Annotated in this window: 12 protein-coding genes, 1 tRNA gene and 1 pseudogene; 8 read left to right on the plus strand and 6 right to left on the minus strand. The window is 63.9% G+C overall.

Annotated elements, in window-relative coordinates; genetic code table 11:
• Positions 1-260: 260 nt before the first annotated feature.
• The 4 genes from J4862_RS00860 (at position 261) to J4862_RS00875 (ending at position 5,542) form a co-directional block, all read left to right on the plus strand.
• Positions 261-1,160, plus strand: a complete 900-nt coding sequence (locus tag J4862_RS00860) for a DUF4919 domain-containing protein (RefSeq protein ID WP_211788866.1) — start codon at positions 261-263, stop codon at positions 1,158-1,160.
• On the plus strand, positions 1,157-2,926 hold the full coding sequence (recJ, locus tag J4862_RS00865) for a single-stranded-DNA-specific exonuclease RecJ (RefSeq protein ID WP_249107431.1): 1,770 nt from the start codon (positions 1,157-1,159) through the stop codon (positions 2,924-2,926). The genes J4862_RS00860 and recJ overlap by 4 nt, the downstream gene beginning before the upstream one ends.
• An 8-nt stretch (positions 2,927-2,934) precedes the next feature.
• Positions 2,935-5,010, plus strand: a complete 2,076-nt coding sequence (locus tag J4862_RS00870) for an ATP-dependent DNA helicase RecQ (protein ID WP_211788867.1) — start codon at positions 2,935-2,937, stop codon at positions 5,008-5,010.
• Between the two features lie 448 nt (positions 5,011-5,458).
• Positions 5,459-5,542, plus strand: a tRNA-Leu gene (locus J4862_RS00875).
• Between the two features lie 94 nt (positions 5,543-5,636).
• Here the strand turns inward: J4862_RS00875 and J4862_RS00880 are convergent.
• The 4 genes and pseudogenes from J4862_RS00880 to J4862_RS00895 all read right to left on the minus strand — a co-directional run.
• Positions 5,637-7,661 (minus strand): OmpA family protein, encoded by a 2,025-nt coding sequence (locus J4862_RS00880; RefSeq protein ID WP_211788868.1) that lies wholly within the window; start codon positions 7,659-7,661, stop codon positions 5,637-5,639.
• Positions 7,662-7,665: 4 nt separating this feature from the next.
• On the minus strand, positions 7,666-8,259 hold the full coding sequence (locus J4862_RS00885; RefSeq protein WP_211788869.1) for a 7-carboxy-7-deazaguanine synthase QueE: 594 nt from the start codon (positions 8,257-8,259) through the stop codon (positions 7,666-7,668).
• A gap of 147 nt (positions 8,260-8,406) precedes the next feature.
• Positions 8,407-10,071, minus strand: a complete 1,665-nt coding sequence (locus J4862_RS00890) for a formate--tetrahydrofolate ligase (RefSeq protein ID WP_211788870.1) — start codon at positions 10,069-10,071, stop codon at positions 8,407-8,409.
• Between the two features lie 58 nt (positions 10,072-10,129).
• Positions 10,130-10,747 (minus strand): annotated as a pseudogene (locus J4862_RS00895) (formate--tetrahydrofolate ligase); the annotation flags it as partial.
• 799 nt (positions 10,748-11,546) lie between these two features.
• Here J4862_RS00895 and J4862_RS00900 point away from each other — a divergent pair.
• From J4862_RS00900 to J4862_RS00915, 4 genes are all read left to right on the plus strand, one after another.
• Positions 11,547-11,813: a DUF2946 family protein gene (locus tag J4862_RS00900; protein WP_211788871.1), complete on the plus strand. Its 267-nt coding sequence runs from the start codon at positions 11,547-11,549 to the stop codon at positions 11,811-11,813.
• Between the two features lie 179 nt (positions 11,814-11,992).
• Positions 11,993-14,281 carry a TonB-dependent receptor gene (locus J4862_RS00905; protein WP_211788872.1) on the plus strand — a complete coding sequence of 763 codons (2,289 nt, stop codon included), beginning with the start codon at positions 11,993-11,995 and terminating at the stop codon, positions 14,279-14,281.
• A 31-nt stretch (positions 14,282-14,312) separates the two neighbouring features.
• Positions 14,313-15,140 carry a hypothetical protein gene (locus J4862_RS00910; RefSeq protein WP_211788873.1) on the plus strand — a complete coding sequence of 276 codons (828 nt, stop codon included), beginning with the start codon at positions 14,313-14,315 and terminating at the stop codon, positions 15,138-15,140.
• Positions 15,141-15,161: 21 nt separating this feature from the next.
• Positions 15,162-16,262, plus strand: coding sequence for a hypothetical protein (locus tag J4862_RS00915; RefSeq protein ID WP_211788874.1), 1,101 nt, complete (start codon positions 15,162-15,164; stop codon positions 16,260-16,262).
• A gap of 124 nt (positions 16,263-16,386) precedes the next feature.
• Here the strand turns inward: J4862_RS00915 and J4862_RS00920 are convergent, their stop codons facing one another.
• Together J4862_RS00920 and J4862_RS00925 are read right to left on the minus strand one after the other, a co-directional pair.
• Positions 16,387-17,679 (minus strand): M64 family metallopeptidase, encoded by a 1,293-nt coding sequence (locus J4862_RS00920; RefSeq protein ID WP_211788875.1) that lies wholly within the window; start codon positions 17,677-17,679, stop codon positions 16,387-16,389.
• Between the two features lie 44 nt (positions 17,680-17,723).
• The gene (locus J4862_RS00925; protein ID WP_211788876.1) at positions 17,724-18,650 is read right to left on the minus strand and encodes a ketopantoate reductase family protein; all 927 of its coding nucleotides are present in this window, start codon (positions 18,648-18,650) and stop codon (positions 17,724-17,726) included.
• Between the last annotated feature and the right edge of the window lie 35 nt (positions 18,651-18,685).

Genomic DNA, 18,685 nt, shown 5'->3' on the forward strand with positions numbered 1-18,685 from the left:
GGGCAGCCCACCTCGGGCTGCGGTGGGGGAGCCTCGAGGGCGAGGGGCTAAGTCGCTCGGGCTGAGCTTGGCGCGCTCGGTGCGCTTGCGCCCACGTCGCGAGGCTGTGGGAGTGCTCGGTGCGATATTCGTATCTTTGTATAGCGAAGTAGGGGTCTGAGGCCCCTTGAGCCTTCGCCCTCACGAGGGATACGAGTAGCGGGCACTGCGCCGTTATCTAGCTGGTATCCCGTCGCATCATTAAATAGACTACATCGCATATGCACCTCATACGTCGCTTCCTCACCGCACTCCTAGCGCTCCTGACGCTCACGCTATCCCTGCCCGATGCCACGGCCGCACGCCGCAGCAAGCCTAAGACCAGCGCGAGTGCCAAGAAGAGCAGCCGCAGCCAGACTCCTAAGAAGTCCAAGAGCAAAAGCTCAAGCAAGAGCTCCAGCAAGTCTAAGAGCAAATCCAAGGGTAGGGGCAAGCACTCCTCCCGCGGCCGCAGCTACGTACGCAGCTATGCCCCCAGCGAGGAGCAGCTCGAGCAGATGCGCCAGGATAGCCTCCGTCTGCGTACGGGTGGCGACCGCCCCATGCAGCAGGTCAGTGACCTCGGCGTGCAGGCCTCCGAGCTGCTGACGACGCGCTTCCGACGTGCCGACACGACGCTCACCACGAGCGAGCTCCACGAGCTTTACTTTGCCGTCTCGGACCGCAAGGATACGGGCTCCTTCCTCGAGCACATAGAGCGCGAGGCGGACTCGCTGATCGATCGCAGCCGCTTTGCTGAGGCGCTCAAGGTCGTCCAGCAGGGCCTGTGGCGTACGCCGACTTACCTCCCCCTGATCAAGCGTGCCTGCGACCTCTCGCTGCACCTCAAGGATGGGAAGTTCAACACCTACATGTACCAGCTGGTCGAGCTGATGAGCATGATCAGCCATACGGGTACGGGTGAGAGCTGGGACAAGGCCATCCAGGTGCGCTCAGCCTCGGATGCCCTGCTGGTGGAGCAGCACTGGCATGAGACGGCACGTGAGGCTATCCTCTCCTCCCGCGAGCAGCAGCACGCGGGCAAGACCTATCAGGTGCTGCGCATCAAGGACTCCGTGGGCGCCAAGGAGCGTGAGCGCTACTACCTCCTCCGTCCTACGAACAACTCCAGCGACAAGTGAGGCCTACCGAGCATCGCTGGCAGCTATGCGCCCTGAGCGACGAGGACGAGGAGCTAGGGCGTAGCCTCGCCCATAGCCTCGGGCTCTATCCCGCGATGGGGCGCCTCCTGGTCGAGCGCGGCGTGCGCTCGGTGGAGGAGGCGGAGCGCTTCTTCCATCCGCGCCTCGAGGAGCTGCACGATCCCTTCCTCATGCAGGACATGCAGGCCGCTGTGGCGCGCCTCAGCCTCGCGCTGGAGCGTCGGGACAAGATTCTCATCTACGGCGACTACGATGTCGACGGCACCACGGCCGTGGCGCTGCTCTATCGCTATCTCCGTGCTTACTGTGCCCCCGACCAGCTGCGCTACCATATCCCCGACCGCTATGACGAGGGCTACGGCGTCACCTCGGCGCGCGTGGCTGAGGCCGCCGAGGCAGGTGTCCAGCTCATCATCGCCGTAGATACGGGTACTAAGGCCGTCGAGGAGGTAGCCTACGCCCGCACGCTCGGCGTCGACTTCATCATCTGCGATCACCATAAGCCCGACGAGACGCTGCCGCAGGCTGTGGCGCTCCTCAATCCCAAGCGAGCTGACAATACCTATCCCTTCACCGAGCTCTCGGGATGCGGACTGGCCTTCAAGCTCCTGCAGGGACTGGCTCAGCAGCTCGGGCATCCGCTGAGTCAGCTTTTCGCCCACCTAGAGCTCCTCGTGCTGAGCATTGCCCAGGATCGCGTGTCCATCCTCGGGGAGAACCGCATCCTCTGCTACCATGGCCTGCGCCAGCTCAATACCTCCCCCTCGGTCGGCATCTCCTATCTCATGCGTCGTGGCAAGGTGCGCCTGGGGCATGTGGATATGGCCAGCATCTACTACGAGCTAGGCCCGCGCATCAATGCCGCAGGGCGCATGGCGCACGGGGCTGAGTCCGTCAAGCTCCTCATCGCCGAGGACGCCCGCACGGCCGAGGCTCAGAGCCAGATCCTCGACGACTACAATCGCCAGCGTCAGGACCTCGATCAGGAGGTCACGCGCCAGGCGCTGGCGCTGGTGGAGAGCCAGCCCGCCCTCTTGGAGCGCAAGATCCTCGTCCTCTACCACCCCGAGTGGAACAAGGGCGTCATGGGTATTGTGGCGGCACGCCTAGCGGACCGACTGCACCGCCCCGTCATCATCCTCGCGCGCTCGGGCGACTGGCTCGCGGGCTCGGCGCGTAGCTCGGGAGGCTTCGACCTCTATGCTGCGATACAGGCCTGTGAGGACTGTCTGGAGAACTTCGGCGGGCATACCTTCGCCGCGGGAATGACCGTTCACCCCGACCGTCTCGAGCTCTTCGCCGAGCGCATCGAGGCCTATGCCCATACGGCGGGTGAGCAGGCGCGCTTCCTGCCCACCCTCGAGGTCGACGCCGAGCTCCAGCCGCAGGAGATTACCAAGACGCTGCTGAGGCAGCTGGACATGCTCTATCCCTTCGGTACGAACAATGAGCGCCCGCTCTTCATGACACACCGCCTGAGGGACGCGGGCGGCTCGCGCGCGGTCGGCCGCAGCCTGCAGCACCTCAACCTCCGCCTGACGGACTACTACCAGCGCATACGTCCGCTGCACGGCTTCGCCCTCGGTGGCGCTCGCTACGCAGGGGCCTTGGCGCGCCACGAGGCCTTCGCGCTGTGCTACGAGCTCGAGGAGAACAACTTCTACGCCCAGAGCTTCCTGCAGCTGCGCGTCAAGGATATCTGCCTCGAGGGTGAGCTGGAGCAGCGCCTCCTCCCTAGCCGCTAGCGATCGCCATGGCCGAGGATCCTACGCTGCTGGACGAGCTGCTCGATACCGAGGGCCTAGCCGAGAGCTTGGAGCCAGCCGAGCGGCTGCTTTGGCCCGCCGAGCTCTTCGATCAGCTCGTAGAGCTTCCGCCCACTCCTATCCTACGACATGACCCCCGCCCAGGAGTACCCGACAGCGAGCTCACGAGCGTCGAGGTACTGCAGCGCTATTGGGGCTACGAGCACTTCCGCCCGCTGCAGCAGGAGATCGTGGAGGCGGTGCTGGCAGGGCGTGATACCCTTGGGCTGATGCCTACAGGCGGCGGCAAGAGCATTACCTTCCAGGTGCCGGGGCTGATGCTGCCGGGTCTGACGCTCGTCGTCACGCCGCTCATCTCCCTCATGAAGGACCAGGTAGACCGCCTGCGCGCGCAGGGCATACGTGCCGCCGCCATCCACTCGGGCATGGGCCCCGAGCAGATGCAGCACACGCTGGACAACTGTCTGTGGGGAGGGTACAAGTTCCTCTACATCTCCCCTGAGCGTCTGGCGTCGGCCAGCTTCCTCTCGTGGCTGCAGGAGGCGCGCATCTCGCTGCTGGCCGTCGACGAGTGTCACTGCATCAGCCAGTGGGGCTATGACTTCCGTCCCTCCTATCTCAATATCCTCGAGCTCAGGCGCCTCTATCCCGAGCTGCCCATCCTAGCCCTCACCGCTACCGCTACCGAGGAGACGATAGGGGAGATCCTCGGCGTGCTGGACTTCCGCCCTGGCTATGCGCTCCTCCGCAAGAGCTTCCTCCGCCCCCAGCTCTCCTACTCCATACGCCGCTGCGAGGATAAGTCCGCCATGATGCTGCATATCCTCAGACGTGTCCCCGGTCCCGCCATCCTCTACTGCCGCAATAGGGAGCTGACGCGCCAGCTGGCCGAGGAGCTCGATGCTGCGGGTATCAGCGCCACCTACTACCATGCGGGGCTCAGCTATAAGGATAGGGAGCTACGCCAAGCGCGCTGGATGCGGGGCGAGGTGCGCGTCATGGTCGCGACCAATGCCTTCGGTATGGGCATTGATAAGCCCGACGTGCGTCTGGTGCTGCATCTCACCATGCCCTCCTCGCTGGAGGAATACTTCCAGGAGGCAGGCCGTGCGGGGCGTGATGGCGAGCGCGCCTATGCCGTGGCGATCGTCTCCAGGCGCGACAGCCAGCTGCTGCAGCGCCGTCTCGAGGACAGCTTCCCCCCCAAGGACTACATCCGCCACTGCTATGACCAGCTGTGCAACTATCTCGAGATCGGCGAGGGCGAAGGGCTGGGACGCAGCTATAGCGTGGATGTGGAGCACTTCATCCGCCTCTTCCACATGCGCCCCGTGCAGACCTACCACGCACTGGAGATCATGCAGCTGGCACGCTGGCTACGCTACGAGGAGGATGGGGGACGCTCGCGCCTGATGTTCCTCATCCCCAGCAGCCAGCTCTACCAGCCGCATATCGGCCCCGACAAGCTCATCCGTGCCATCCTGCGCAGCTATACGGGGCTCTTCTCCAGCTACGTCAGTATCTACGAGCCTGACCTGGCGGAGGCTACGGGCTATACGGTGGAGGAGATCTACGAGCATCTAGCGCGCCTGGGGCGCATCGGGGTGCTGCACTATATCCCCCAGCGGCAGGTGCCACGTGTCACCTTCCTCGTGCGGCGTGAGGAGTCGCGCCTCTTGCAGATCGCCCCCGAGGCCTATGAGGAGCGCCGCCGCCGTATGGCCGACCGTATCGCCTGCGTGCGCAGCTATATCGAGGCGGAGGAAACCTGCCGCTCGCGTATGCTGCTGGCTTACTTCGGTGAGGAGGAGGCTGTGCCCTGCGGCTGCTGCGACGTCTGCCTCACCCGCCATTCCTCGGGGCTGCATCAGTATGTCATCGACGCCTGCCGTGAGGCGCTGGAGCGGCTCTTCCTCGCCACGGAGCGCCCCAGCCTCCCCGTCGCGGAGCTCGTGGCGAGCCTGCCTTACCCCGAGCTGGAGGTCTACGAGGCCCTACGCTACTGGGCGGCTGAGCTGGACGGCCTTGTCCTCGATGGCGCGCACCTGAGACGTGAGGTCTAGGGTCTTCCCTCTGTCAAGGGCGAGGAGCTTTGCCTAAGCCTGCCCCCTGCGCTCGTGCAGCGTGATAGCCCAAGTAGCTTCGCAGCGCGCTCCCTCCCTGCTCCCAGCTCCCTGACTGATACCCCTCAGCTCCCCCACTGCTATCCCTCAGACCTCGGACTGCCGTCCCTCAGCACGCTGACTGATACCCCTCACGAGCCCTCCCCCTAGCTTCGTGCTTGCTCCTCGCCTTGATCTAAGCCCAAGCGGAGCCTTGTCTTAGGAGCGCTTTGCTTCCCGCTTGCTGCGGCACAGAGGACGGGTAAGGAGCTTGGTGGCAAGCCCTCCCCTAGCTGTGTCTCGTGTAGGCGGAGCGGTCGAAGCCACCCCGTAGCCCCGCCCTCAAGGCCTCGGGGCGTATTGTGGAGGAGGCGAAATTGTCTTATCTTTGCGCTGCCGACAGACCTATGCCCAGATGGCGGAATCGGTAGACGCGTTGGTCTCAAACACCAATGGACGCAAGTTCGTGCCGGTTCGAGCCCGGCTCTGGGTACAGCATATAAGGGAGCGCCCCACCACACAGCAGATCGTGTGGCAGGGCGCTCCTTTTTGTCTTGGCTCGAGGAGAATAGGATGGGGCTGCGGCCTTAGTTCGTCGGCGTCTCGAGGCTCAGCGTGCACTCGGTGCGCCTATTCAGGGCATCACAGACGGCCTGCTGCTCGGCAGGGAGCGTGGCGACGAAGCTCGGGCTGAGCTCCTGCCCTAGGGGGAGGAAGGGGTAGCGGCGCTGCTGGCGAGGGCTCACACGGCAGGGGCGGCGGCTCCCATAGCCTGCGACCTGGAGCCGCTCGGGGGCGATGCCGCGCGAGACAAGGTAGCTGCGCACAGCTGCTGCGCGCTTTCGGGCAAGCGCTTCATTATGCGCTGCCGTGCCCTGCCTATCGGTATGCGCCTCCACGAGGAGCCTGAGGCGGGGCTGCTCCTCCAGCTGGCGCACGAGGCCGTCCAGCACGGGATAGCTCTCGGGGAGGATCGTCACGCTGTCCAGCGCGTAGTGCAGCGCCTCGAGACGTGCGGGCTGGCCCAGCTGGCTCAGCCAGTAGCGGATGCTGTAGCGCTCGCTCACTCGACTGGGATCGGTATGGAGGCGGAGGTGCTGGCTGAGGTAGCCGGGGTGGCTGACGTGCATGACGTAGTCGAGGTCGGGGTGCGCGCTGAGGCGGTAGTAGCCGAGGCTGTCGCTGGTGCAGCACTGCTCCTGCTGCTGGGGGCTGCGTGCCACGAGGCGGATCTCGGCCCCTGGGATCGCTTCCTCCTCGAGGTCGTAGACATGCCCCTCGAGGATGAGCTCCACCCGAGGGCGGCTGTAGCGGTAGATGTGGGGATAGCCGCGGCTGTCTCCACGGCTGGATACGAGGAGCCCCACCTCCTCGAGGGACTGGTCTTCACGCCAGAGCTCGGGCTGTGGGGCAGGGAGGAGGTCGTAGTCGTCGGCCTCGCTGTTGAGGGGTCGAGGAAGGTGCTCGACGCGGTAGCTGCCGTCGCTCTGGAGGTGCGCGCGGTAGAGGTCGAGGCCTCCGTAGCCTGGGTGTCCGTCGGAGGCGAAGGTAAAGAGGCTATCGCTGAGGGCTCGGGGGAAGCATTCCTTGCCTAGGGTGTTGATCTCCTCCCCGAGGTGGCTGAGCGCGACGACGCGCGTCCCCTCGAGCTCTGCACGGTAGAGGTCGAGGCCCCGTCCCGCGCGGGGCGAGGCGAAAAGCAGAGTTTGTCCCGAGGGGCTCAGCGAGGGCTGCTGTATGCTCGGTAGGCTGTCGGCCGAGCTCAGCAGTAGGCCGCGGCGTGCCCAGCTACCGTCCCTGAGGCGCTCGGCGAGCTCGAGGCGGGCGGTGATACGCCCCGCCTTGGAGCGCTGCTCACTGCTCAGTAGCAGCTGTCCCGAGGCGAGGAGCTGGGGACTTAGGAGCTGCTCCTCAGGCTGCTCCACGAGGCCGCACAGGAGCTCGGGACGCTGTCCCCACCCGAGCTGCGGGCTGTACTGGAGCTGGTAGATGCGGGAGGGGAAGTCCCCCGTGCGTGGGTCGAGCCTTGGCGCTCCCTTGGCTCCCGCTGCGCTCTGACGCCTGCTGCTGGCGAAGAGCAGGCTGCGGCCGTCGCGCGAGAAGCTCGGGGTGAGTTCGCTGTGCGCACTGCTGAGCTGCGCTAGGGGCTTGATCTGATAGCTGCTGTCGGGGGCGGTGCGCGTGGCTAGCTGGCTGGAGGCAAGGAGGCGCTGCGCCTTAGCATCCGACTTATCCACCGCTAGAAGCAGCTGTCCCCAGCGGGTGGCCTCCTCGTAGCGGGCTGTGGATAAGGCGGCCTGACCAAGCTCGGCGGCGAGGCTGAGGCTGTCGCGCTCGAGGCGCAGCGCTGTGGACAAGAGGCTATAGGCCCGCTCGTACTGCCCCAGCGCGAGTGCGAGGCGACCCTGCGCCCTAGCGTAGCGCGCTCTGAGGGCTCGCTCCCGAGGGGATAGCCTCTGGTAGAGCTGCTTGTAGTGCTCGAGGGCTGCGGCGTAGTCCCCCCGCTGCTCGGCGCGCTCAGCCTCCCGTAGGCGCAGCGCTCGGCAGCTGGTGAGGCAGAGCCCCACGAGTAGCGCAAGCAGCAGGAGGGAGCGTCGAGACGCTGCGGACATAAGGCTAGGGGATGTGGATAAGCTTGTGCATCTGCAGGCTCAGCTGCCACTCGGGATGCGCTAGGATATAGCGCACGCAGAGCTCGACGGCCGCTTTATCCACCTCCTGCTGCGTCTCGCCGACGAAGATGGGGCTAAGGAGATAGGCACCTGCAGGCGGGAGGTCCTCCACTGAGGGCGGGAGGTCGAGGTCGGTGCCGACGGGGAAGCGGAATTCGCCCACGCCCTCGGGGAAGTTGCGCAGGAGTAGTCCCATCGCCTCCTTCTTGGGGCTGCAGGTGATGTAGTCCAGTCCGCGGGGCGGGCGGCGCGTGCCGTTGGTCTCGATCGACTGATGGTAGCCGAGGGCCTTGAAGTAGGCGACGACCTCGTCCGTGAGCTGGAGGGTAGGCTCGCCCCCCGTCCAGATGATGCGGCGGCAGGGCCACTGCTTGATCGCCTCGTGGATCGCCTCGAGGCTCATCTCATGCCCGCTGTCGAACTCCGTGTCGCAAAAGCTGCACCGCAGGTTGCACTTACTGAGGCGGATGAAGATCGAGGGCTTGCCCATGTGCACGCCCTCGCCCTGAAGACTGTAGAATATCTCGTTGATGATCATGTCTGTCTATATACAATGCGCTTGGGGCTCGTCCCTCAGGCTCGCCCACACTTGTATAGATATAACCCCCGACGTAGACGCTGGTTCTACGCCAGGGGCTTGGTGTGGGGCGGGCGGCCTCGGGGATACCGCGGTGCGGGTCTCGGGCTAGCTCAGTCCCTCGATATGGCCGTCGACTAGATCGATATGCAGGGCCTGCGGGCTCTTGGGGAGGCCAGGCATGCGCAGCAGTGTCCCCAGCACGAGCACGATCATCTCGGCGCCCGTATTGATGACGATGTCGCGTACCTCGAGGTCGAAGTCGCGCACGCTGCCGTAGGCCTTGGGGTCTTCGCTGAAGGAGTACTGCGTCTTGGCCACACAGATGGGGAAGCGGTCCCAGCCGTGGCGGCTGATGCGCTCCAGCTGGCGACGTGCCTTGGCGGAGAAGTTGATACTACGCGCGCCGTAGATCTGCTTCGATAGGCGCTCGGCCTTCTCCTGGATGCTGAGCTCCAGTGGGTAGGTGAAGCGCAGGGGCTCGGAGGGCTGGCGCTCGATGGTGTCGATGACCAGGCGCGCGAGCTCCTCGGCGCCCTTGCCCCCCTCGCCGAAGGCCGTGTTGACAGCGAAGCCTACGCCCTGCTCTGCGCAGTGCTCGGCTACGAGCGCGATCTCCTCGTCCGTGTCGGTGGCAAAGCGGTTGAAGGCGACGACGACCGTCTGGCCGAAGCTGCGGAGGTTCTCGATGTGGCGGTCTAGGTTCGCCAGCCCGCGACGCACACCCTCGATGTTGGGCTCCTTGAGTACGTCCTCAGCAACCCCACCGTGCATCTTCAGCCCGCCGAGGGTCGCCACCAGCACCGTCAGCGCAGGGCTTAGCCCCGCGGCACGGCACTTGATGTTGTAGAACTTCTCCGCGCCGAGATCCGCGCCGAAGCCCGCCTCTGTGATCGTGTACTCGGAGTGTGCGAGTGCTAGGCGTGTGGCCAGGATGGAGTTGCAGCCGTGGGCGATGTTGGCGAAGGGGCCGCCGTGGATGAAGGCTGGGGTATGCTCGGTGGTCTGTGCGAGGTTGGGCTTGATGGCGTCCAGCAGCAGCACGGTGATGGCGCCAGCGACGCCCAGATCCCGTACGGTGAAGGGCTCGCCGCTCTTGGTGTAGCCCAGAAGGATGTTCTCGATGCGGCGCCTGAGATCCTCTAGGCTCGTGGAGAGGCAGAGGATGGCCATGATCTCGGAGGCCGGGGTGATGTCAAAGCCCGACTCTGCGGGGATGCCGTTGGCCGAGCCCCCGAGTCCGGTGACGACCTGGCGCAGGGCACGGTCATTGACGTCGAGGACGCGCTTCCATAGGACTTCGCTGAGACCCTCGGGATCGTTGCGGTGCTGGTAGATATAGTTGTCCAGCAGGGCGGTGATCATGTTGTGCGCTGAGGTGATGGCGTGGAAGTCTCCCGTGAAGTGGAGGTTGATCTTCTCCATGGGGAGCACCTGGGCGTAGCCTCCGCCCGCGGCGCCCCCCTTCTGGCCGAAGCAGGGGCCCAGCGAGGGCTCGCGCAGGGCGACGACGGCGCGGCGCCCGAGGCGGTTCATCCCGAGGGAGAGCCCTATAGATACGGTAGTCTTGCCGATGCCGGCCTTGGTGGGGGTGATGGCGGTGACGAGGATGAGCTTACCTTCGCCCTTGGCCTCCTCTAGGGCCTTGAGGTCTACCTTAGCTAGGTAGCGCCCGTAGTGCTCCAGCTGCTCTAGCGGCAGCCCGACCTGCTGCGCGATGCTGTCTATAGGCTGTAGCGCGATGCTACGAGCGATCTCGATATCCGTCTTCATTGGGTCTGTTTCTTAGCTATTGGGGGGCAATCAATGTAGTCTCAAAATTAGCTAAATCTAGGCAATCGATGGCCATGATCTCGGAGGCCGGGGTGATGTCAAAGCCCGACTCTGCGGGGATGCCGTTGGCCGAGCCCCCGAGTCCGGTGACGACCTGGCGCAGGGCACGGTCATTGACGTCGAGGACGCGCTTCCATAGGACTTCGCTGAGACCCTCGGGATCGTTGCGGTGCTGGTAGATATAGTTGTCCAGCAGGGCGGTGATCATGTTGTGCGCTGAGGTGATGGCGTGGAAGTCTCCCGTGAAGTGGAGGTTGATCTTCTCCATGGGGAGCACCTGGGCGTAGCCTCCGCCCGCGGCGCCCCCCTTCTGGCCGAAGCAGGGGCCCAGCGAGGGCTCGCGCAGGGCGACGACGGCGCGGCGCCCGAGGCGGTTCATCCCGAGGGAGAGCCCTATAGATACGGTAGTCTTGCCGATGCCGGCCTTGGTGGGGGTGATGGCGGTGACGAGGATGAGCTTACCTTCGCCCTTGGCCTCCTCTAGGGCCTTGAGGTCTACCTTAGCTAGGTAGCGCCCGTAGTGCTCCAGCTGCTCTAGCGGCAGCCCGACCTGCTGCGCGATGCTGTCTATAGGCTGTAGCGCGATGCTACGAGCGATCTCGATATCCGTCTTCATTGGGTCTGTTTCTTAGCTATTGGGGGGCAATCAATGTAGTCTCAAAATTAGCTAAATCTAGGCAATCCCTCCTGTCGTCCTCGCTGCCCCTTGGCTAGCAGTGCCCTTCGCCTTTCCTCGCGGGCAAGTTCGACTGCTGCCTCCGCCTCTGCTTGGGCTGGGGTGGGGGAGGCGGCCTAAGCTACTCCTTAGCTTGCTCCTCACTCGCTCCCGCCTCGCTCGGGGCTAGGGCGGCGCTCTCGGACGCGTCTAGGAGAAGTCCGCGGCGGGGCGCTCCTCCCCGCCGCGGGTGCTAAGTCGTGCAAGGACGCCCTGCAGCTGGGACGGGTGTATATAATAAGGTAGGAGGCTCGGCGAAGCAGCCCCTCAGCGCAGCCCCATAAGGCTCGGGGCGAGCTGACTGCCGTCCCTCGGCGCGGGCACAGCCTAGGGGAAGGGAGATTTATTATATAAGAATGCGCCGAAAGTAATATAACTTTCCCTGAGAAGTAATATAACTTTCGGCGCATTCTTATATTACTTTGCTCGGGATATGATATTACTTTTTTCGCTCCCCCTAGGCTCGGACTTCGGCCACAGCCGTGTCGCCGATCGGTGAGGGGCTGGGATGGGCGTTGCGACAGCCTCGGGGGGACGAGCTAAGGGGTTGAGGTAGACCTTAGTCCCCCTACTGTAGGGGCTTTCTCAAAGCGGATGATCGGGGTACGAAGAATTTGCATACCTTTGCCTTATGATCCGACAAAGGAGAAGGCAACGTATCGCTACCATGCTCTTGACGCTCTTTGTGAGTCTCCTGGCTATGGTAACCCTGCATGAGGTCAGCCACACGAGTGACCGCGTGCAGCAGACTGCCTTGTCTCATGTCCTGCATGATGACCTCCCCCATGTGGATCAACCCGAGTGTAGCCTTTGCCAGCTCATTCACACCCCCTTCCTATCCCTTACGACGCTCCCCACACTGGTAGCCGTCCTCCTCGTGGTGACGCTGCTCCTGGAGCGTGAGCTAGGGCATAGGCTGCGCTTCGCGAGGCTGTGCCAGCAGCTGCGGGCGCCGCCTGTCTACTAGTTAGCCAATAATCTGACTCCCCGCAAGGAGTCGCCATAGTACCCCTCCCAGGTGTAGTACGCTCCAGCCCTGCCTTAGGCTGTGCCGCGTCGCTGCTCTGCTCGCTGGGGGTACAAGACCTTAACCAATTCATTTTCTTCACTATGTATCATGCTTCTAGAGTGAGGTGTGGTCGGGCGATGCTTGCGGCACTCGTGCTCCTGCTCGCCGTGCACCTCCCCCTATCAGCTCAGGGACGTAGACTGCTGATCCGTGTGCTGGATGAGCGTAACCGCCAGCCGGTGGTAGCGGCCGTCCTGCAGCTGGGCAAGCAGTTCGCCCAGACCGACGCCGCTGGTACGGCGTCCGTGCCCCTGCCCTCCGACGGCAAGGGCGCCCTCCACATCCATGCCGTAGGCTACCACGATGAGCATCTGTCGATGAGCCGCCTCCAGGCTGCGGGCGACAGCTGCCTCGTGTATCTGCGTCGCGAGGAGCGCCTCCTCTCGGGGGTCGTCGTCTCGGGAGCGCGCCGTGTCGTCTCTAATAACAGCGTCTCGGCTAAGGTCTCGGGCGAGGCCATCGAGCGCAACCTAGGGCGCAACCTCGCCCAGCTCCTCACCGAGGTTAGCGGGGTCTCCACCCTACAGACGGGTACGACGACGGCCAAGCCCATCATCCACGGGATGTACGGCACACGCGTGCTCATCGTCAACAACGGGGTACGTCAGTCGGGCCAACAGTGGGGGGAGGACCACGCCCCCGAGGTGAGCGTGGATGCCAACGATGAAGTGCACGTGCTCAAGGGCGCCGAAGCCGTATCCTACGGCTCCGAGGCCATCGCTGGGGTCGTCGTACTCGGGCAGAAGCCCTTGCCCTATGGTGGGGGGACGCTGCAGGGCTCGCTGGCGGGGAGCTTCGCCACTAATGGACGCCGCTACGCTAGCCTTCTGAAGCTGCAGGGCGCTCTCCCGAGCTACCCTCAGCTGGCCTGGCGTGCACAGGTCTCCTATAATCAAGGGGGGGACCGCAGCACGGCCCGCTACCTGCTGGAGAATACGGGTACCAGGGAGTTCAACTACTCCCTCTCCCTCGGCTGGCGCCGTGAGGCCTGGCAGCTGGAGGGCTACTTCAGCCAGTATCAGAACAAGACGGGCCTGCTGCCCTCGGGGCACCTCAAGAACAGCAATGACATCCAGACGCTCATTGACCTCGGGCAGCCGCAGACCTTCCGCCCCTTCTCCTACCACATCGACTACCCGCATCACGACGTCGTCCACCGCCTCTACCTGGTGAAGGGACGCTATACCGACGACCAGCTGGGGAACTTCTCCCTCAACGCCTCCGTGCAGACGGACAACAGAGAGGAGTACAACATCCGCCGCAACGACCGCTCCTCCTTCCCTTCGCTCGCCCTTACCCTCACCAGCTATCAGGTGGATGGGCTCTGGCGCAAGCACTATAGCCGCTGGGACACCGAGCTGGGCCTGCACCTCAGGGGCACGGATAACTACAACCGCCCCGGTACAGGCATCGTACCCATCATCCCCAACTACACGGAGCTCAACTACGCCGCCCACGTGATCCAGAAGTACCAGACCGATCGCTGGGGCGCGGAGCTAGGGCTGCGCGTCGACCGCCTAGCCATGGCCGTCGACGGCTACAATATCTTCCGGGAGCACCTCTCTGAGCGGCGCTCCTTCACTAACCTCACCTACAGCCTCGGCGGGCACTATCACCTCGGTCACGGCTGGCAGCTGACGAGCCAGCTGGGCCTTGCCTTCCGCGCGCCCCACGTCCACGAGCTCTACAGTGCGGGCAATCAGCACGGCGCCGCCATCTTCATCAAGGGCGACCGCACCCTGCGTACCGAGCAGGGCTACAAGTGGGTGAGCTCCGTGGCCTATAAGGGAGAGCGCCTGCGCCTCACGCTCGACGGCTACCTCCAGCTGATCGATGGCTACATCTACGAGGCGCCTGACCACAAGTACTTCCAGACGATCTCGGGGAGCTACCCCTCCTTCAGCTGGCGCCAGCAGGACGCCTTCTTCCGTGGCCTCGACCTAGAGGCCAGCTACGGCCTGCCCTTGGGGCTGCGCTACGATGCCAAGGTCTCGCTGGTCTGGGCCAATGCGCTGAAGACGGGCGCCCTCTTCCCCTACATCCCCGCTCCCCGCGTCAATCAGGGCCTCTCCTGGGAGCGCAAGCTCTCCTCCAGCCTTGACCTCTCGCTCGGCCTACACCACCTGTACGTGGCACGACAGACGCGCTTCGACAGCGAGATCGACATCGCCGACGCTCCGCCCGCCTACGATCTCTGGGGGCTGGAGCTTAGCCTGACGAAGCAGCTCGCCTCGGGGAGCCTGCGCTTCCTCTTCTCTGGGGACAACATCCTCAACCGATCCTACAAGGAGTACACCAACCGTGCGCGCTACTATTCGCACGACGCGGGGCGTGACCTCCGTGCCAGCTTGATCTGGCAGTTCTAGCCGTATCTACAAATACTAATCCCTATACATCATGACAAGAAAAGCAATGCTACGCAGCGCCCTCGTGCTGCTAGGGGCGGGCTTCCTCCTCGCCAGCTGCTCGCCCTCCGAGCCTAAGAAGGCCAAGGACGAGACCGAGCACAAGCTCCACGACGATCCCGCGATCGTGCGCTTCCGCTTCACTAAGGCTACGCTCAAGGACCTCGGCAAGTGGGCCGAGCAGCCTACGCTGGCCGACATCGAGACCACGACAGAGCAGCAGGAGATGAGCCTCTCGCTGACGCGCGACGGCTTCCTGGCGCATAAGGACAAGGGCGTCGAGGAGTTCAAGGTCGAGAGCACGACCAGCTCGCCCAGCACCGTCTACCTCCTGGAGGTCTTCTACACCGACGCTCAGGGCCGTCCGATGAACCATCAGTTCATTGACAATGGGCAGGACCGCATCCACCAGCACTTCTTCCGCCGCTATACCGAGCGCGAGCTCGGGGGTAAGGCGCGCATCTACCCTATCAATAAGCTCGAGGAGCTGGGCTACGACTATCGCTATGCCGACATCACGCCCTGGGATAAGCCCTACACCTCGCCCGAGAGCCGCTTCACGGGCGTGAGCAATCCTATGGGCTTCAAGGGACTGATCCGCTTCACGGAGGCAGACCTGCGCTTCCACCTGACGATCCTGCTCATGCACGCCCATGAGCCCAAGTACCGCATCGACCCCAAGACGCAGCGCTCGCTCTTCATGCCCTTCTACAACAACGACGCCTTCGCCATCAGCCAGGAGGCAGACATCTCCATCGACGTGCCTATCACCGTGGACAAAGGTAGCAAGGACGAGCGCCTCGCCAAGTATCGTAAGTAACTAACCCAAGCAATAAAGACTATGAACAAGTATCTTCGTGCCGCCTCGCAGCTCTTCGCTGCCGCCGCCCTCATCCTCGCTCTAGCTAGCTGCCGCAAGGATGAGCCCAACACCCCCACGCCTCCCGCACCACAGCCCCCCGCACAGGAGGAGGCGCTGGTCTCTAAGATCGTCCTCCGCTTCCAGATCGGTCACCTCCACGGCGTCAAGAGCTTCCACCACCTCCCCAGCACGGCCGACCTCGACAACAAGAACCTACAGGACGACCAGATGCTGACCTTCGAGCTCCGTGACAAGAAGTGGGCGCTGGTGCCCAGCATCACCGTCAAGGGCTCTGCCGGGGACACGACGCTCCACGGCCTGGACAAGCTGCTGGCCTACCGCTGGCGTGACACCAGCCGTCCCAATCCCCTGACGGGTGAGCTGCAGGGCGGTGCCTACCCCCAGTATGGTATCCTCCTCGAGGCCTACAATGCTAAGGGTGAGCTGCTCAACCTCGGGGAGCTGGCACGCAAGGACGCCTACCAGTTCTTCCTCTACCCCTCCAATGCCAAGGACTACGACACGGGTAAGGCCATCACGCCTAAGGCCGACTACAGCGACCTGATGAGCTACGTATGCCTTGACTCTGAGGTCTACAACAAGTCCGCGCACCGTGGGCAGACGAAGTTCCGTCCCGCCACCGACCCCATCAACTACAAGGGCTATGCCATCTTCCCCACGCTGGGATCGGCCTTCGACCTCAATATCGACCTCTATGCTACCACTAAGGGGAAGCTTGAGGGCGGTAAGGCGTCGCCCTCCTACGCTCCTAATGCGACGGTCAAGGCAGGGAAGCTCCTGGCACACCTCACGGTGCCTACCTACGTCTTCGCTCCCTACTCGATGAGACAGTATGCGGCTACCAGCGACGCCGAGAAGCCCCTGCGTGCCATCGAGGACATCAAGGCAGGACAGGCAGAGGATGACGACCTCGAGGGCGAAGAAGTAGTGCTCGTCAAGGCTGCTGCCCGTCGTCTGGAGAAGATCCTCGGCAAGAGCTGGGACAAGATCGGCCCTGACTTCACCTACAATCAGCTGGCTCCCCGCGCCAACGAGCGCACGGGTGGTAACTTCTACTAGTCCCTAGCTCCGCTAGCTAGGACAAGCCTCGAGGCTCCCTCCTAGTAAATAAGGCGCTCCCCCCGACTCACGTGTCACCGCGTGAGCTGGGGGGAGCGCCTTTGCTTTGCCTAGGCTCGGGCCGCTACTTGTCGAGGTAGTAGCGGAGCAGCTTGTCTAGGGCTAGGTGGCAGGCAGGGCAGAAGTCCTTGGTGCGGTTGGTACGCATGCGGCAGTCGTAGCTAGCGCGGTACATGCCCTTGCTGCTGTAGGCCGCGCCCTCATAGAGCCCGACGGGGTACTTCTTCGCCTGAGCGGCGGGCGTGGGGCGAGGCGTCTTCTTGGGGATCAGCGCCGACCACTTCGTGCCCTCGAAGGCCTTGAGGTTCGTCACGTTCTGCTCCCAGGGCTCGATGGCGGAGGAATAGGTGTCGCTCATCGTGTCCTGCTCGTAGAAGTACTCATCCGCGAGCCCCCCGAAGCTGTGACCGAACTCGTGGACGATCACCGGCAGGTACTCCTTGTGGTGCGTCGAGCTCAGCAGGTAGGAGTTGTAGAAGCCGCCCCCGCCGTAGACGTCCGTATTGGCCAGGATGATGATATGCTCGTAGGGGATACCCGCTAGGGCATCGTGCACCGTCTTGAGGCGGCGCGTCGTCAGGTAGCGCTCGCTGTAGAAGGTGTCGAAGTGCGAGCCGAAGGCCGTGCGCGGCCACTGCCCGAGGCGGGGCACAGCCACGCCCGTCTGCTCGGAGGGCGTGAGGACAGCCACGACGTTGAAGCGCTGGCGGTGGCTCTTAAAGGGCTCGTAGGAGAAGATGGCCTCGGTGGCTGCCTTGGCATCCTCGAGGAAGGTAGGCAGCTCAGCCTCCGTGTAGCCCTCGGCGAGGATCGCCAGGTCGATGCAGTCCGCCGCCGAGCCCGAGTGGATGAGGTACTGCTGGGGGTACTTGGACTGGGCGCTGTGCTTGTGGATAAGTATATCCTTGGGGTCGATGCGCTGCGTCTGCTGGGCGATCAGCTCATTGTGCGCGCCGCTCAGCTCGAGGGTCACGAGGACGGGGCGCTGGGGCCAGGGCACGAGGACGACCTCCTGATAGGAGCTGTGCTTGCCCTTGGCCTCATCCGTCAGGCGCCACTCCTGGTAGAGCGTGTTGAAGGAGGTGCAGTAGATCAGGCGCCCTGTGGCCTCATCGCGCACCCAGAGGCGGGCGTTGCCCTGTAGGGCGAGGCTGTCGAGGTGATGACGGCGTCCCGCCCATACGGGCATGAGGTGCGCCTCCTCGGGCGTGACCTTGGTCTCGGTCTGCGTGCCTGCGAGGATGTAGTCCAGACGTAGCGTGCTGTCGGCAAAGTACTGCTTGAAGTCCTGTGCCGAGGCACTGCCAGCCGTGAGCAGCGCCGCGATGAGGACCAGGAGTCTAGTGTAGTAGTGCATAGTGTGGATATGGTGGATAAGTATGGGGAATAGCTGGGTCGCGCCTAGCGCTCCCGTAGGGCGCCGTACATACGCTCGTAGAGGGGGAGCTCCAGCCCGAGGGCGCGTGCCGTATGCACGACATAGCCCGTGAGGTTCTCCAGCTCGGTGGGGCGCCCGTGCATGAAGTCCACGTGCATCGAGCTCGTACTGGAGGGGATCATGAAGGTCTGCCGCTCGAGGGTGCGCTCTACGGCGTCTTCGCCTAGGTCATGCCCTAGGGCGGTGAAGAGCTGGCAGAGCTCCTCGATGAGCCCGCGCATCTCCTCGGGGTGCTGGCTGAGGGCCTCGCCGACGGTCATATCATAGTAGCTGGTGCCTGTGGCGGTGGCGGAGATCATGAGGAACTTCTTGCGGATGAGCTCGCTGATGTCCTCGGGGTTGGTCGCCTGCACCCCGACCGACTCCAGCAGCTCCAGTAGCTCGGCCTCCTCGGCGCTGCGCTCGGGCTGTGCGTTGCCGAAGACGAAGCGCTCCCGCTCGGCCTCGAGGAGGATCTCCCCCGCGGCGGGCTTGCGCGCCGAGATGTAGACGCAGCCGTCCCAGACCTCGATGCCGGGGAGCAGCTCGCGGAGCTGATCGCTGATGTTGGCGCCGTTGAGCAGCGGCAGCACGATGGTCTCGGGCCCGATGATGGGGCGGAGCTGCTCGACGTTGGCCGCGAGGTCATAGCTCTTGGTCGCTAGGATCAGTAGATCTGTGACGGGGAGCTCGCGGGGATCCTCCGCGAGGGCGTCCGGATAGACGGTGAAGTCGCGCTCGGGCGTATGAATGTGTAGGCCGCGCTCGGCGATGGCGGCACGGTGTGCTCCTCGGGCGACGAAGTGGATCTGTCGGCCCTGTCCTTCCTGGGCGGCAGCGAGCAGCAGCATAGCGCCGTAGTAGCCGCCGACACCGCCCAGCCCTGATATGATGATGGTCTTGAATCGCATGTATTTATCCTGAGGTAGTCTATAGAGCAAATGTA

The sequence above is a fragment of the Porphyromonas sp. oral taxon 275 genome (assembly GCF_018127745.1).
GTDB lineage: Bacteria > Bacteroidota > Bacteroidia > Bacteroidales > Porphyromonadaceae > Porphyromonas.

Bases quoted from the DNA above. Each gene is read 5' to 3' on its own strand.
- J4862_RS00860 (WP_211788866.1), top strand. From the start codon at position 261: ATGCACCTCATACGTCGCTTCCTCACCGCACTCCTAGCGCTCCTGACG.
- J4862_RS00870 (WP_211788867.1), top strand. From the start codon at position 2,935: ATGGCCGAGGATCCTACGCTGCTGGACGAGCTGCTCGATACCGAGGGC.
- J4862_RS00880 (WP_211788868.1), bottom strand. From the start codon at position 7,661: ATGTCCGCAGCGTCTCGACGCTCCCTCCTGCTGCTTGCGCTACTCGTG.
- J4862_RS00885 (WP_211788869.1), bottom strand. From the start codon at position 8,259: ATGATCATCAACGAGATATTCTACAGTCTTCAGGGCGAGGGCGTGCAC.
- J4862_RS00890 (WP_211788870.1), bottom strand. From the start codon at position 10,071: ATGAAGACGGATATCGAGATCGCTCGTAGCATCGCGCTACAGCCTATA.
- J4862_RS00900 (WP_211788871.1), top strand. From the start codon at position 11,547: ATGGTAACCCTGCATGAGGTCAGCCACACGAGTGACCGCGTGCAGCAG.
- J4862_RS00905 (WP_211788872.1), top strand. From the start codon at position 11,993: ATGCTTGCGGCACTCGTGCTCCTGCTCGCCGTGCACCTCCCCCTATCA.
- J4862_RS00910 (WP_211788873.1), top strand. From the start codon at position 14,313: ATGACAAGAAAAGCAATGCTACGCAGCGCCCTCGTGCTGCTAGGGGCG.
- J4862_RS00915 (WP_211788874.1), top strand. From the start codon at position 15,162: ATGAACAAGTATCTTCGTGCCGCCTCGCAGCTCTTCGCTGCCGCCGCC.
- J4862_RS00920 (WP_211788875.1), bottom strand. From the start codon at position 17,679: ATGCACTACTACACTAGACTCCTGGTCCTCATCGCGGCGCTGCTCACG.
- J4862_RS00925 (WP_211788876.1), bottom strand. From the start codon at position 18,650: ATGCGATTCAAGACCATCATCATATCAGGGCTGGGCGGTGTCGGCGGC.